General features: G+C 67.6%; 15 protein-coding genes. 6 read left to right on the forward strand and 9 right to left on the reverse strand.

Annotation, left to right across the window (positions count from 1 at the left end; all coding sequences use genetic code 11):
- Positions 1 to 66: 66 nt before the first annotated feature.
- Both B0F77_RS35120 and B0F77_RS35125 read left to right on the forward strand, forming a co-directional pair.
- Positions 67 to 249, forward strand: coding sequence for a hypothetical protein (locus B0F77_RS35120; protein ID WP_086667345.1), 183 nt, complete (start codon positions 67 to 69; stop codon positions 247 to 249).
- Positions 250 to 433: 184 nt separating this feature from the next.
- A complete protein-coding gene (locus B0F77_RS35125) occupies positions 434 to 3,328 on the forward strand; it encodes a substrate-binding domain-containing protein (protein ID WP_143467056.1) in 2,895 nt (964 codons plus the stop codon).
- Position 3,329: 1 nt separating this feature from the next.
- Here the strand turns inward: B0F77_RS35125 and B0F77_RS35130 are convergent, their stop codons facing one another.
- The gene (locus B0F77_RS35130) at positions 3,330 to 3,719 is read right to left on the reverse strand and encodes a response regulator (protein ID WP_086667347.1); all 390 of its coding nucleotides are present in this window, start codon (positions 3,717 to 3,719) and stop codon (positions 3,330 to 3,332) included.
- A gap of 92 nt (positions 3,720 to 3,811) precedes the next feature.
- Between B0F77_RS35130 and B0F77_RS35135 the strand changes: the two genes are divergently transcribed.
- From B0F77_RS35135 to B0F77_RS35145, 3 genes are all read left to right on the forward strand, one after another.
- Positions 3,812 to 4,540, forward strand: a complete 729-nt coding sequence (locus tag B0F77_RS35135) for a DUF4360 domain-containing protein (RefSeq protein WP_245849049.1) — start codon at positions 3,812 to 3,814, stop codon at positions 4,538 to 4,540.
- An 81-nt stretch (positions 4,541 to 4,621) separates the two neighbouring features.
- The gene (locus B0F77_RS35140; RefSeq protein WP_086667349.1) at positions 4,622 to 5,251 is read left to right on the forward strand and encodes a DUF4360 domain-containing protein; all 630 of its coding nucleotides are present in this window, start codon (positions 4,622 to 4,624) and stop codon (positions 5,249 to 5,251) included.
- A gap of 131 nt (positions 5,252 to 5,382) precedes the next feature.
- On the forward strand, positions 5,383 to 6,642 hold the full coding sequence (locus tag B0F77_RS35145) for a sensor histidine kinase (RefSeq protein WP_086667350.1): 1,260 nt from the start codon (positions 5,383 to 5,385) through the stop codon (positions 6,640 to 6,642).
- A gap of 7 nt (positions 6,643 to 6,649) precedes the next feature.
- Here B0F77_RS35145 and B0F77_RS35150 read toward each other — a convergent pair whose 3' ends face one another.
- Together B0F77_RS35150 and B0F77_RS35155 are read right to left on the reverse strand one after the other, a co-directional pair.
- Complete coding sequence (locus B0F77_RS35150; protein ID WP_143467057.1) at positions 6,650 to 8,248, reverse strand: serine/threonine-protein kinase; 1,599 nt, start codon at positions 8,246 to 8,248, stop codon at positions 6,650 to 6,652.
- On the reverse strand, positions 8,245 to 8,868 hold the full coding sequence (locus tag B0F77_RS35155) for a hypothetical protein (RefSeq protein ID WP_245849051.1): 624 nt from the start codon (positions 8,866 to 8,868) through the stop codon (positions 8,245 to 8,247). Before B0F77_RS35155 ends, B0F77_RS35150 begins: the two co-directional genes overlap by 4 nt.
- A 217-nt stretch (positions 8,869 to 9,085) precedes the next feature.
- On the opposite strand from B0F77_RS35155, the gene B0F77_RS50105 reads away from it, so the two are divergent.
- Positions 9,086 to 9,946 carry a hypothetical protein gene (locus B0F77_RS50105; RefSeq protein ID WP_245849053.1) on the forward strand — a complete coding sequence of 287 codons (861 nt, stop codon included), beginning with the start codon at positions 9,086 to 9,088 and terminating at the stop codon, positions 9,944 to 9,946.
- 126 nt (positions 9,947 to 10,072) lie between these two features.
- On the opposite strand, the gene B0F77_RS35165 is transcribed toward B0F77_RS50105, so the two are convergent.
- The 6 genes from B0F77_RS35165 to B0F77_RS35190 form a co-directional block, all read right to left on the reverse strand.
- Positions 10,073 to 10,417 carry an RNA polymerase-binding protein RbpA gene (locus tag B0F77_RS35165; protein WP_053738343.1) on the reverse strand — a complete coding sequence of 115 codons (345 nt, stop codon included), beginning with the start codon at positions 10,415 to 10,417 and terminating at the stop codon, positions 10,073 to 10,075.
- Positions 10,418 to 10,483: 66 nt separating this feature from the next.
- Positions 10,484 to 10,726, reverse strand: coding sequence for a preprotein translocase subunit SecG (gene secG / locus B0F77_RS35170; RefSeq protein WP_086667353.1), 243 nt, complete (start codon positions 10,724 to 10,726; stop codon positions 10,484 to 10,486).
- 94 nt (positions 10,727 to 10,820) lie between these two features.
- The gene (gene tpiA / locus B0F77_RS35175; protein ID WP_086667354.1) at positions 10,821 to 11,609 is read right to left on the reverse strand and encodes a triose-phosphate isomerase; all 789 of its coding nucleotides are present in this window, start codon (positions 11,607 to 11,609) and stop codon (positions 10,821 to 10,823) included.
- Positions 11,609 to 12,802, reverse strand: a complete 1,194-nt coding sequence (locus tag B0F77_RS35180; protein WP_086667355.1) for a phosphoglycerate kinase — start codon at positions 12,800 to 12,802, stop codon at positions 11,609 to 11,611. Before B0F77_RS35180 ends, tpiA begins: the two co-directional genes overlap by 1 nt.
- A 16-nt stretch (positions 12,803 to 12,818) precedes the next feature.
- Entirely contained in the window at positions 12,819 to 13,823 is a 1,005-nt protein-coding gene (gene gap, locus B0F77_RS35185; RefSeq protein WP_086667356.1) for a type I glyceraldehyde-3-phosphate dehydrogenase, read from the reverse strand.
- Positions 13,824 to 13,938: 115 nt separating this feature from the next.
- Complete coding sequence (locus B0F77_RS35190) at positions 13,939 to 14,148, reverse strand: hypothetical protein (protein ID WP_086667357.1); 210 nt, start codon at positions 14,146 to 14,148, stop codon at positions 13,939 to 13,941.
- Between the last annotated feature and the right edge of the window lie 90 nt (positions 14,149 to 14,238).

The following is a 14,238-nucleotide window of genomic DNA, read 5'->3' on the forward strand; positions in this document are numbered from 1 at the left end:
TGCGCAGAATTGCTCAATCTCGGCCAACGGCTCACGGAGCCGCGCCGCCCGTGATATCCGGTACCGGTGCACAAGGCCGCCAACATCGTGCTGTTCGTCGCCGTCGACGACACCGACGTGCTCGGCTACATCCAGCTCAGCGACTACGAGAACATCGGGCTGAACCGGGTGGACGCGCGGAAGTTCTACGCGGCCAACGGGTACGAGGTCCGCAAGGAGCAGACGAACCTCATCAAGTGGTGGAGCTGAGCGGTTCCTCCAGCACGGCGACCGGAGACGGCGGGTTCGAGGCCAGGCCGGACGGCACAGCGTTCACCAATCCCCCTGGTAACACGGCAGGCATTCCCCCCGACAACGCGTATCATCCCGAAACGCGTTGAGTAGCGGGGGTTTTGTGGCGAACGGCAGTGCGAAGCGACGTCCCACCATCGGGATGATCACCGCTGGCCCGCTGATCGAGCTCGCGGGCGAGCAGTGGCGTGGTGTCAGCGACGGGGCTCAGCACCTCGGTTGCGACCTCGTGTGCTTCGTGGGCAGCGAATTGGACCACCCGGAGCTGCACAAGCGTCGGGCGAACACGGTCTATGACCTCGTTTCGCTGAACAGGATCGATGCGCTCGTCGTGTGGACTACGCGCGTGGGGCAGCTCATCGGGTCCGACGGCATGGAGGAGTACATCAAGCGGTACGCGCCCATGCCGATCGTGAGCGTTGAAACCGGCCTTGCCCAGTGGCCAACGATTTTGATGGACAACCGCGACGGCATGAAGCAGGCCGTCGACCACCTCATCGAGGTGCACGGCAAGCGCCGGATCGCGTTCATCCGGGGGCCGCAAACGCATGCGGGCGCCCGAGAGCGGTTCCTGGGGTACGCGGATTCGTTGCGCAACCACGGGATCGCGTTCGACCCCTCGCTCGTCACGACGCCGGGCTCGTTCATCTGGGAACCGAACGGCGCGGCCGAGTCCGTGCGCAGGATGATCGCGCGGATCGACGTGCCGCCGGACGCCATCGCCGCCGCGAACGACGACTACGCGATCGGGGTCGTGTCCGCGCTGGAGGGGTTGGGCTTCCGCACGCCAGAAGACATCGCCGTCGTCGGATATGACAACCACACGAACGTCCGCACGCACGACCTCGGCTACCTGGCGCTGACCGGCGGTGGCACGTCCAGGGTGCAGCGCGAGGTCAACATCGACGCGGCGACGCCCGCGTTCACCACCGTGCGAGCGCCGTTCCACGAGATGGGGTTCCGGGCCGCGGAACTGGCGCTGGCACTGGTGCGGGGTGAACCCACGGTCTCCCGTCAGACGATGCCGACCGAACTGATCGTGCGCCGGTCGTGCGGGTGTCTGCCGTCCGGGCTCGGCGACCACGCGCCCGCGCACGGCCGGTTGAACATCTCCGAGTCGGCGACCGCGTCCACCGTGGCCGACCACCTGCGCGGCTCGCTCGGACCGCTGCAGGCCGCCCTTCCCGAGGGCTGGGCCGAACAGCTCATCGTCGAACTGATGGCGGCGGGGCGCGGCGAGGTCGAAGGCGCGGAGTTCCTCAAGCTGCTGGCCGAGTACATCCGCGCGAGTGCGCGCGCCGGGTGCGAACCAGAGCGGTGGTGGCCACCGCTGTTCGACCTGCATCGGTTCGTGACGGCACGGATCAGCGACGCGACACTCATCAACGACCTGTGGCTGCGCGTGCAGCTCCTCGTTGGCGATGCGTTCGCCACGGACGCACGCTTCAAATACCTTTCGCACGAGCGTCACGACCAGACGGTGCGTGAAGCCGGGCAACGGCTCATCGCGTCACGGGACGTGGACGAGCTGACCGACGCACTGGCAGACGAACTGCCACGGCTCGGCATCCCCGGCTGTCACGTCATCGCGTACGACACGCCAGGCACGGCGCGCGCGCTCGTCCGGTACGAGGACAACAAACTCAAGGACGTCCCCGACACCTCGTTCCCCGTCATCAACCTCACGCCGTACCCGTTCCGGCGCGACGAGCCCTTCAGTTCGCTGATCGCCCCGCTCTACACCGACGAGGACCACCTCGGGTACGTGATCTTCGAGGAGGGTCCGGAGCCGGGCTGGATCTACGAGGCCGTGCAGCAGCAGCTCAGCAGTGCGTTGCGCACGATCCGTCTGATGCAGGACCTGAAGGACGCGCGCGCACGCCTGGAGGAACGCGTCGGCGAGACCGAGGCACAACTGCGGCACGCGCAGAAGATGGAGGCCATCGGAAGGCTGACCGGTGGCATCGCGCACGACTTCAACAACATCCTCACCGTCGTGAACGGCAACAGCGAGATGCTGCTGCGACGCACCCTTCAGGACGACCCGCGCCGCGCGGCGATCGAGGACATACGGCACGCGGGCGAACGGGCCGCGAACCTCACGAGGCAGCTGCTCGCGTTCACCCGCCAGCAGGTCCTGCACCCGGAGTCGTTGGACCTCAGGCACAACCTCACCAAAGTGCACTCGATGCTGCGCACGCTCGTGGGCGACCACATCGAGTTGGACATGCATCTGCCAGAAGGCGTCGCACGGGTGTGGGCGGACGCGGGTCAAGTCGAGCAGATCCTGTTCAACCTCGCGGTCAACTCCCGGGACGCGATGCCCGACGGCGGCAAGCTCATCGTCTCGATCGAGAACGCCACGCTCGGCGCCGGCGACACCGGCCGGATCGTGGGCGTGCGGCCGGGCGAGTACGTGGTGATGCGGGTCCAGGACACCGGCGCGGGCATGGCCCCGGACGTGCGGGCGCAGGTGTTCGAGCCGTACTTCACCACCAAACCCGTCGGGAAGGGCACCGGGCTCGGTCTGTCCACGGTGTTCGGCATCGTGCAGCAGTCCGGCGGCCAGATCGAGGTCATCAGCACGCTCGGCGGCGGCACGACCGTTGAGGTCTATCTGCCCGTGCCGTACGAACGCGACGGCAAGCCGGAAGCACCGTGCCCGCGCCGTACGACGTCACATCAGGGTGCGGGCACCGTGCTGCTCGTGGAGGACGACGCGCAGGTGCGGATCATGGCCCGCCGTTCGCTGGAGACCGCGGGCTACGCGGTGATCGAGGCGAGCGACGGGCAGGAGGCGCTGCAGCTGGCCACCGCGCACCGCAGCACGATCGACCTCGTGCTCACTGACGTCGTGATGCCGAAGATGGGCGGCCCCGAACTCGTCCGGCTGCTGCGTTCGACCGGCGCGGCGCCCGCGGTGATCTACCTGTCCGGGTACACGACGGACGAGGTCCTCGACGACGAGATGCTGATCACGAAGCCGTACGTGGAGAGCGAGCTGCTCGAACGCATCCGCGAGGTGCTGGCGCGCTGAGTCAGGACGCCTGAGCGCGCTTCGCGACCGCGAGACGGACCGTCTCGTCCAACGCCTCGATGCGGAACGGCTTCTGCAGGTACCCGGCGATCTCGTGCCCGGCGAACCGGCGCTCCAGCGACGTGCGGTCATGACCGCTGGTCAGCACGACCGGCACGATCAGGCCCTCGCGCTCCGCCTCGGCGAGCACCTCTTCCCCGGACAGGCCGGGCATGCTGTGGTCGAGCAGCATCGCGCTGATCTCCGCGCTGCGTTCGCGCAGGATCGCGATCGCCTCGACGCCGTCGCTCGCCTGCACAACGGTGAACCCGAGCTCCTCGAGCAGGCTGACGGTGTACCTCCGCACGGGGTCCTCGTCCTCGACCACGAGCACCAGCCCAGCTTGCGACATGCGCGTCAGTATGCCGGAACTTATTCGTTTCCTCAGCACCAGGTCGCCAACTATTTCTGGAAATTCTTCACGAACTGCTCCATCAGGATGACATGGGCCATTTGGATCACACCATTGGTAGAGGGTCTGCGCTAACCTTCGCGGCACCGCTGCCGCTCCACGCTGAGAAAGAGGCACCAGGAAAGGCCAACTTCATGCGTAAAGCGACGGCAGCAGCCGCTCTGGCCGTGCTGTTCACATTGTCGTCCGCACCCGCACACGCCGCGACGATTCCTTCGGAGCGCGTGACGATCGACGTGGTGACGGTGAACGGATCCGGGTGCAAGCAGGGCACCGCAGAAGTGATCGTCTCACCGGACAACACCTCGTTCTGGGTGATCTACAGCGACTACCTCGCCCAGGCGGGCAAAGGTGCCGGTGCGACCGACTTCAGGAAGAACTGCCAGCTCACCCTGCAGATCAACTCGCCACAGGGTTTCTCGTACGGTATCGCGGAAGCGACCTACGCGGGCTACGGACACCTGGAGCGCGGCTCGGTCGGGTACCAGTCGGTGAATTACTACTTCCAGGGTCAAGCGGCCACCACCACGTGGAAGCACACGTTCAACGGGCCGTTCGACGACAACTGGTCGATCACCCATCGAACCGAGTTCTCGGAGATCGTCTGGGCCCCGTGCGGCGAGCAGAAGAATCTCAACGTCAACAGCTCTCTCCGCGTTGACAAGGGCTCTTCGGATGCCAATACAAACAGTTTCATGACGATGGACTACCAACGCGGAGAAGTGCGCACGCTGCATCACTTCTCCTGGAAGCGCTGCTGATTTTCTGAAGGCCGCCGCCACCTTCTCCAACCGCCACCGCCGCCACCCCCACCCTGCGAGATGCGTCGGAAAGGTCCCCCCATGCTGAACGCGGTTGCCGCTGCCCTGCTGGCCTCCTCCATCATCATTCCGCCCGGCGCGCCCAACGACACGCCGCCGCCCGACCACATCACGATCGACATCGTCACGATCAACGGCTCCGGCTGCCCGGCAGGCACAGCGGCGGTCGCGGTGTCCGAGGACAACAAGGCCTTCACCGTGACCTACAGCGACTACCTGGCCCAGGTCGGTGTCGGCGCGAAGCCCACCGACCTGCGCAAGAACTGCCAGCTCAACCTGCGGGTCAACGTGCCGCAGGGCTTCACCTACGGCGTCGCCCAAGCCGACTACAGAGGTTTCGCACACCTGGAGCGCGGCGCCTACGCGATCGAGAAGGCCAACTACTACTTCCAGGGCATGTCGCAGACGGAGTCCATCTCCCACCGGTACAACGGCCCCGTCAGCGACGACTGGCAGGCCACGGACTCGACGGAAGTGGCCGCGATCGTCTTCGCACCGTGTGGCGAGAAGCGGAACTTCAACATCAACACCGAGCTCCGGGTCTACGCCGGCTCGTCCAACACGGCCACGACCACGAGTTTCATGACGATGGACTCGACCGACGGCAGCCTCGAAACCACGTACCACTTCGCTTGGAAGACGTGCCCCTAGTAGTGCCGTGACTACCGCACGCGCTCACCCGAGCGTGTGCGGTAGCACATATGTGAGCCGAGCCCCGTACAGATTCGCGTGCAACGGCGTCTTAACCCCTGACGGGGCAGGTCGGGGTAAAGGGGCAGCCAATGCCAACCGCTGCATACGCGCAGTACGGTGAGGATCGGAAGGCTCACAGGGGAGGTCGGATCCTGACCACGACGCTGCTCCCGGCCAGACGGCCGGCTGAGACGGCGGCTGGCTCCCGCCGGTCGCGCGTCGACTACCGCGAGATCCTCGTGGACCTCGCGTTGATCTTCTTCGCCGTGCTCGACGTGTGGCTGCTCGGGCTGTGGATGGAGGCCGACCCCAGCCCGGACCTCCCGCCGATCGAGAGTTACCAGGTCTGGCTGAACTGGGCCGCGGTCGGCGCGCTGGTGCTGCGCCGCCGGTTCCCGTTCATCACGCTCGTGCTGACCATCCCCGGCTTCTTCGTCGGCTGGTCGCAGCTCGCCGCGATGATCGCGCTGTACTCGGTGGCGCGCCGCTACGTCGGCGGCTGGCAGACGGGCCTCGCGGCCGCGCTGGTGTGGCTGTGCCGGTTCGTGGCCTGGCCGCCGCAGGAGCTGATCGACCGGCCCGCGTCGGGCCACTTCCACTCGGCCATCTACGGCTTCCTGGTGGCGGGCCTGCCGATCGCGATCGGCCTGCTGGCCCACGTTCGTCAGGAACTCTCCAGCCGCATCGTCGAGCTGGCGGAGGTGCGCGAGAGAGAGCGCGTGCTGCACGCTCACGCCATCCGAGCGGACGAAAGGGCAAAGCTCGCCCGCGAGATGCACGACGTGGTGTCGCACCAGGTGAGCCTCATCGCCATGCAGGCCGGTGCGCTGCGCATGGCCGTGGTCGACGCTGAGCACAAACAGGTCGCGGGCACCATCCGCATGTTGTCGACACGCACTCTCGACGAACTCCGTCAGCTCGTGTCCGTCCTGCGCACCACTGAGGACAACCAGCCAGGCGTGGACGAGCTGGCCGAACTGGCCGCCGACGCGGGCTTCGAGGTGTCCGTGCAGGTCAAAGGCCCGGTCGAGGACCTCGCCGCACCCGTGTCCGGCGCCGTCTACCGGACGGTGCAGGAGGCCCTGACCAACATCCGCAAGCACGCCGCCGGGGCGAGCGCGACCGTGCTCATCGACGCCCACGACGACGACGTGCTCGTCGAGGTGCGCAACACGGCCGCGGCTGACCCGTCGGCCGACTCGTCGCCGCTGCCCAGCGGCGGCCACGGCCTGGTCGGCCTCCGCGAGCGCGCCGCCCTGCTCGGCGGCGAGTTCTCCGCGGGGCCGACCGACGAGGGCGGCTTCCTGGTGTCGGCGTCGTTCCCGAAGCAGCGAACGGTCGGCGACTGAACGCTGCTCAGGGGCGCTTGGACGCCAGTGACGCGCTGATGGCCGCCGCCGCACCGAGCACACCGCACGTGAGGGCGACTGTCATCGTCGGCTCGTGCTTCAGCACCACGGACACGAGCAGCCACACGGCCAGCCCGAGCCCGAACCCGAGCGGCACCGACGCGATCACGGCGGCGACGCCGGTCTGCCGCTTCCGCAACGCCCGCAGGTTCGACTCCAGGTAGGCGAACGTGAAGAGCAGCAGCAGCGCCGAACCGGTGCCCATGATGCTCAGCCACGGCGTCTGGTTCGAGACGAGCAGGAACTCCCGCCCGTCCACGGACGCCGTCACCGCGCCGCCGACGATCCACCGCGTGGCGCCGGGCAGCACGAACCCCTCCGGGCTGTTCGGCACGTTCGCCAGCTCGATCCCGGCAAGGGACACCACGAGCTGGGTGCCCTGTCCCTGCACCGGATCCGCGAGGCTCTGACTGACCTCGACGAGCTCCCGGCCGGTCGTCACGAACGGCACGACGACCATCGCCAGCAGCGCCACCGCCGCCACCAGCCAGAGCGCCCACGGCGCCGACGGCGGCTTGATCACCGACGCGGCCGGCACCAGCGTGCTGCTGCCGCTGAGCCGCGCGGCCGGGATCGGGTCGACCAGCGTGGCGCGGATCGGTTGCTGCGTAAGTGAAACCGTGTCGCGTTCGACCGGCCGCAACGACGGCCGCGTGGCCGACGCCGACACCTGCGGTGCGAGGTGCACGGGCATGCCCAGGCGCGTCAGCCAGTCCGGCCCGAACAGGTGGCCCGCCGCGGCCGACAGGTCGATCGCGAACGTCTCGGCGTTGCGGTACCGCGCGTTCGGGTCCCGCGCGATGCTGCGCATCACCACGCCCGCAAGGGGTTCCGGCACGTTCTGCAACGGACGCGGCTCCTGGTAGACCCGCTTCTGGATCATCGCGATGGGACCGCCACCGCGTTCGAACGGCAGGTCGCCGGACAGCAGCTCGTACAACACCGTGCCGGTCGCGTAGACGTCGGCGGCGGGCGTCAGCGCGTTGCCCATCGCCTGTTCCGGCGCGATGTACGCCGGTGTGCCGAGCACAGCGCCGCCGTGCGTCACGAGCGTGGCACCCTCCGACACCACCTGGGAGATGCCGAAGTCCGCCACCTTCACCAGACCGTTCGAGGTGAAGAGCAGGTTCTTGGGCTTCACGTCGAGGTGCAGCACGCCGGCCTCGTGTGCCGCGTGCAGACCGGACAGCGTCGCCAGCACGATCCCGCACGACTGCTGCGCCGTCAGGCCGTCCGTCGCGAACCGCGACCAGACCGTGCCGCCGTCGAGGCGTTCCATCACCAGCAGGTGCTCGCCCTGCTGCCGCACGTAGTCGTACACCGGCACGATGTGCGGGTGGTCGAGGCGTGCCAGCAGTCTGGCCTCGTGCTCGAACCGCTCGCTCATCTTCGGGTCCTCGGCCACCGCGTGCGGCAGCCGTTTGATCGCGACCGGCCTGCCTAGCTGACGGTGCATGCCGCCGTAGACGACACCCATCCCGCCTTCGCCGATCTGCTCGCCGACGGCGTACTGCGGCAGCGCGGCGACCACACTGGACAAAGTCACCGTTGAATCCTCACGGTATCCACTTCGGACGGTTGCTGCTCACCCGGATGCGGTGTCACATAGCCAAGAACGAACGCGGCGGCCGCGGCACCCACGATGAACGGGATCTCGGCCGTCGGCGACGGCGCCACCAACCGCAGCACTGACAACGAGATCACCGCCACCAGACCGGTCCCGAACCCGGCAGGCAGGAACCGCATCGCCCGCTGCCAGCGGTTCGCGGGCAGGCGCCGGCGGGCCAGCGCGATGAGCGCGCCCGCCCACGACAACGCGGTCAGCACCAGCACGCCCAGCCCGAACGCCCCGTACACGGACCACAACGACCCGCGCACGTCCCCGGTCGTCTCGACGGACGCGATGCTGTCCCGTTGCACGTCGATGACCTCAACCGTGACCGGAAGGAGACCAAGAGCCTGCGCACCGAGGTCCGAGGGCTCCAGCGGGAACGACCGGGTCTCGGACGTCTTCGGCGCGATGTCGAACGGAACCGTTGTGTCGTAGGAGAAGAAGGTCAACGCGAGCGCGGTTCCGCTGATCCGCACGGTCTTCACGCGCTGCACGGTGTTCGTGTTGTTGCGGACCGTGACCGAGACCCTCGCGGTCTCCGCGGGGTCCAGCACGAGCGTTCCTACTCCAACCGGCCTACCGTCCACATCGGCCTCGAGCAGAACCGACCCGTCCTGTGCGGCAGCCGTCGAGGGAAGCAGCATAATTCCGCACCACAGCAGTAAACCTGCACCGGCCATGCGACGTCTCACTAGCGCACCTTAGGTTCTGATCCGGGGAGTTGGAATGCGGTCATTAGGCTTACTCGCGGCTTTCACAGCCGGTGTTACGGTGCTGGCCGCCACACCGGCGGCCGCGCAGACGACCACGCCCGCGCCCCCGCCCGTGGTGACCGGGGCGCCGCAGCCTGCCACAGCGGGCGGCCCCGTGACCATTTCCTGGAGCGGTTTCATCACGTGTCGTGCCGTAACGATCAGCTTCGCGCTCGACGGCACCCAGATCGCGACCGCGGCCTCCAGCGCGAGCGGCTCGGTCGGGGCCACCGTGCCCGCGGGCACCACGGCGGGTAGCCACAAGCTCACCGCCACGTCGTCGAACACGAAGTGCGGCACCGCGGGCTCCGCGCTGCGCGTCGTCGTGCCGCCGCCCGTCACCACGACGACCAAGCCGCCCGTCACGCAGCCCCCGGTGACGAACCCTCCCGTGACCAACCCGCCCGTGACGCGTCCCCCGGTCACCACGACCACCACCACGCCGGTCACCACGACGACGACCACGGACACGCCCTCGTCGTCGTCGGAGACCCCGTCCTCGTCCACCAGCGAGTCGTCCGACCCCGGTGACGGCGTGCTGGTGCTGGACAAGGAGAACATCCAGCCCGGCGAGGACCTGACCGCCACCGGCACGGGCTGTCCCAAGGGCGCGAACGTCACCCTGAAGTCGCTCGGTCAGGACGTCGGCCGGACGACCGCCGACGACAAGGGCGAGTTCAAGTCACCGGTGAAGTTCGCGAGCATCGAACCCGGCCGGCACAAGGTGCGCGCCGAGTGCGGCATCACGCTGGTCGGCAACGTCGACGTGACGCTCTCCAGCTCGTCCGGCGGCACGACCAGCACGCTCGTGGTGCTGCTGTTCTTCCTGCTGCTGGGCGCCGCCATGCTCCGCCGCCAGTTCACCGGCCTGCGCCGCTGACCGCACGCGGGGAGCTTTCGTACTCCAGGAGTGCACGAAAGCTCCCCGCGTGCACTTCAAACACACGCGAAAGGCCCCCTCATCTGCGGAGAGAGGGGGCCTTTCGCGGTTTGAAAGCTGGCGAGCCTACGGCTCCTCGCGCTGACGGCGCAGCTTGGCGAGGGCCTCTTCGAGGATCGCCTCGCCGTCCGCGTCGGAGCGCCGCTCCTTCACGTACGCAAGGTGCGTCTTGTACGGCTCGTTGCGCGGAGGCGCGGGTGGCGTCTGCTCGTCACGACCTGCCGGCAGGCCGCAGCGCGGGCAGTCCCAGTTCTCCGGAATCTCCGCGTCGACCGCGAAGGAAGGCCGGGACTCGTGACCATTCGCGCACCAGTACGACACCCGACGACGAGGCGCGGACTCGCCGCGCTCCGATTCGCCCATCGGGCCTGCGCCGACGCGGGTACCGCGAATCGCGTTACCACCGGACATCGACCGTTACACCCCCACCAAGTGGTTACCCCAAGCCCCGAAGGGCTTCTGCCGCTGAACGGTTGATCAGGCTGACGGAGGCAGCTTGATCAACAGTCCGATGCCCACGATCGCGATGACCCAGACCGCGCCGACGAAGAGCGTCAGGCGGTCGAGGTTCTTCTCCACAACCGAGGAACCGGACAAACTCGACTGCATACCGCCGCCGAACAGCGAGGACAGGCCGCCACCACGACCGCGGTGCAGCAGCACCAGCAGCACCAGCAGCACGCTGGAGACGATCAACAGGATCTGCAGGAACAGGATCATTTCTTCCTCGCTGTCAGGCAGCCGACGCCATAGAGTACCTGTTCGACTGCCGAACGTGTGCAACCAGTGGGGTTAAGGGTTTATCCAGATCAACTTAGGGTAGAGGGCCGCCGGCGGCCAGAGCGCACAGCTTGGTGAATTCGTCCGCCTGAAGGCTGGCACCGCCCACGAGAGCGCCGTCGATGTCCTTCTGCTGAATGAGCTCACCGATGTTCGACGACTTCACGGAACCGCCGTAAAGCACGCGAACGACGGCCGCGGTCTCCTCGCCGTACTTCTCCGCCACGAACGAGCGGACCAGCGAGCACACCTCCTGCGCGTCGGCCGAGGAAGCCGTGCGGCCCGTGCCGATCGCCCAGACCGGCTCGTAGGCGAACACGATCTTGGCGACCTGCTCGGCCGTGAAGCCCTTGAGGCCGTCCTGCAACTGCTGGCGGACCAGCTCCAGGTGGCCCTTGGCCTCGCGGACGTCGAGCTTCTCGCCGAAGCAGAAGATCGGCGTGACCTCGTGCTTCAGTGCCGCCTTGACCTTCGCGTTGACGATCGCGTCCGTCTCGCCGTGGTACTCGCGGCGCTCGGAGTGACCGACCACCACGTAGTGGCAGGACAGCTTCTTCAGCATCGGGCCGGACACCTCACCGGTGTAGGCACCGGAGTCGTGCTGCGAGATGTCCTGCGCGCCGTACTTGATCAGCAGCTTGTCGCCGTCGACCAGCGTCTGGATGCTGCGGATGTCGACGAACGGCGGGAGAACGGCCACCTCGACCTTGGCGAAGTACTTCTCCGGGAGGGAGAAGGCGATCTTCTGCACGAGGCCGATCGCTTCGAGGTGGTTGAGGTTCATCTTCCAGTTGCCCGCGATGAGCGGGAGCCGGGCTGCCATCAGGACTCCAAAACGCTGATGCCGGGGAGGTCCTTGCCCTCGAGGAATTCGAGGGAGGCGCCACCACCGGTGGAGATGTGCGAGAAGCCGTCCTCGGGCAGACCCAGCGCGCGAACGGCCGCGGCGGAGTCGCCACCACCGACGACGGTGAACGCGTCGGAGGAGACCAGCGCCTCGGCGACGGCACGGGTGCCGCCGGCGTAGGTCTCGATCTCGAACACGCCCATCGGGCCGTTCCAGAACACGGTCCTGGCGTCGGCCAGCTTCGCGGCGAACAGCTCGCGCGACTTCGGGCCGATGTCGAGGCCCATCTTGTCCGCGGGGATCGCGTCGGTGCCCACGACCTCGTGCTCAGGGTTGCCGAACTCGGCCGTGACCAGCACGTCGACCGGCAGCACGAGCTCGACGCCGCGCTTGTCGGCCTCCGCGATGAAGCCCTTGACCTGGTCGAGCTGGTCTTCCTGCAGCAGCGACGTGCCGACCTCGTGGCCCTGGGCCTTGAGGAACGTGTACGCCATGCCGCCGCCGATGAGCAGCTTGTCGACCTTGGTCAGCAGGTTCGCGATGACGCCGAGCTTGTCGGACACCTTCGAGCCGCCGAGCGCCACGACGTACGGGCGCTCCAGGTCGTCGGTGAGCTTGCGCAGCACGCCCAGCTCGGCCTCGACGAGACCGCCGACGTACGCGGGCAGCTTCTTCGCGACGTCGTAGACCGAGGCCTGCTTGCGGTGCACGACACCGAAGCCGTCGGACACGAACGCGTCCGCGAACGCCGCGAGCTCGTCGGCCAGTGCGGCGCGCTCGGCGTCGGCCTTCGAGGTCTCGCGGGCGTCGAAGCGAACGTTCTCCAGCATCACGACGCCACCGTCGGTGAGCGCCTCGACGACGGACTTCGCCGACTCGCCGACGAGGTCCGAAGCCAGCGCCACCTCGGTACCGAGCAGCTCACCGAGGCGAGCGGCGGCCGGGGCCAGGGAGAACTTGGGGTCCGGCTCGCCCTTGGGGCGGCCGAGGTGAGCGGTGACGATCACGCGGGCGCCCGCGTCGGCGAGTGCCTTGATCGTCGGCACCGACGCGCGGACGCGGCCGTCGTCGGTGATCTTGTCGCCATCGAGAGGGACGTTCAGGTCGGCGCGTACCAGGACGCGCCGACCCGCGACACCCTCGGCGAGCAGGTCGCTGAGAGTCTTCAACTCACTGACTCCGAACTCAGATCTTGGAAGCGACGAGCTTGACCAGGTCCGCGAGGCGGTTGGAGTAGCCCCACTCGTTGTCGTACCAGCCGACGACCTTGACCTGGTTGCCGATGACCTTGGTCAGCGGCGCGTCGTAGATGCACGAGTGCGGGTCGGTGACGATGTCGGCCGACACGATCGGGTCGGTCGAGTACTTGAGGATGCCGGCCAGCGGACCCTCGGCGGCGGCCTTGTACGCGGCGTTGACCTCTTCGACGGTGACCTCGCGCTTGAGCGTGACGGTCAGGTCGGTGGCCGAGCCGGTGGGGATCGGCACGCGCAGCGCGTAGCCGTCGAGCTTGCCCTTGAGCTCCGGCAGCACCAGGCCGATGGCCTTGGCGGCACCCGTGGAGGTCGGGACGATGTTCAGCGCGGCGGCGCGGGCACGGCGGAGGTCGCTGTGCGGCGCGTCCTGCAGGTTCTGGTCCTGCGTGTACGCGTGGATCGTGGTCATGAGGCCCTGCTCGACGCCGAAGCTGTCGTTGAGGACCTTGGCGAGCGGCGCGAGGCAGTTCGTGGTGCAGGACGCGTTCGAGATGATCGTCTGCGAACCGTCGAACTTGTCCTCGTTCGCGCCGATGACGACGGTGAGGTCCTCGTTCTTGGCCGGCGCGGAGATGATGACCTTCTTGGCGCCGCCCTCGTCCACGTGCGCGCGGGCCTTGGTGGCGTCGGTGAAGAAGCCGGTCGACTCGACCACGACGTCGACGCCGAGGTCCTTCCAGGGCAGAGCGCCCGGGTTGCGCTCGGCGAGGGCCTTGATGACCTTGCCGTCGACGGAGATGCCTTCGTCGGTGACCTGCACGTCGGCGTCCAGACGACCGAGAATGCTGTCGTACTTCAGCAGGTGGGCCATCGTGGCGACGTCACCGAGGTCGTTGAACGCGACGATCTCGATGTCGTGGCCGCCGGCCCTCACAGCGCGGAAGAAATTGCGCCCGATCCGACCGAAACCGTTGACACCTACACGAACCGTCACGACTGACTCCTTGCGTTCAGCTTGGTAGGAACAAGCCCACCCTATCTGCCGAACTGCGTCCCTGGTCACAGGGATAGTGCGGATCTCTTGATCGAACCAGAAAAACCACCTCTGATTAGGCCGTTCGGCGGCGCAGCGCGCGGAGCATCCAGAGGTACGCGCTCAGCTCCTCCGCGGCCTCCGCGGCGTTGCGGCACGCCTCCGGACTGTCCTCCCGCGCGTCCCTGCCGACGACGGCCGCGATCCGCGCGAGCCATTCGTCGACCACCGGCCGGTCCTGCGGCGGCACGAGCGAGGCGTTGCCCTGGTTCGTCTGCGCTGTCATGACGGGGATCGTGTCCGCGCCGCGAAGGACGCTTCAATACCCCGAAACAGCGGGTGTTACGGACCGTTACGCGCCGGTACGGTCAATTCT

The organism is Lentzea kentuckyensis, assembly GCF_002150765.1.
GTDB classification, from domain to species: Bacteria; Actinomycetota; Actinomycetes; order Mycobacteriales; family Pseudonocardiaceae; genus Lentzea; species Lentzea kentuckyensis.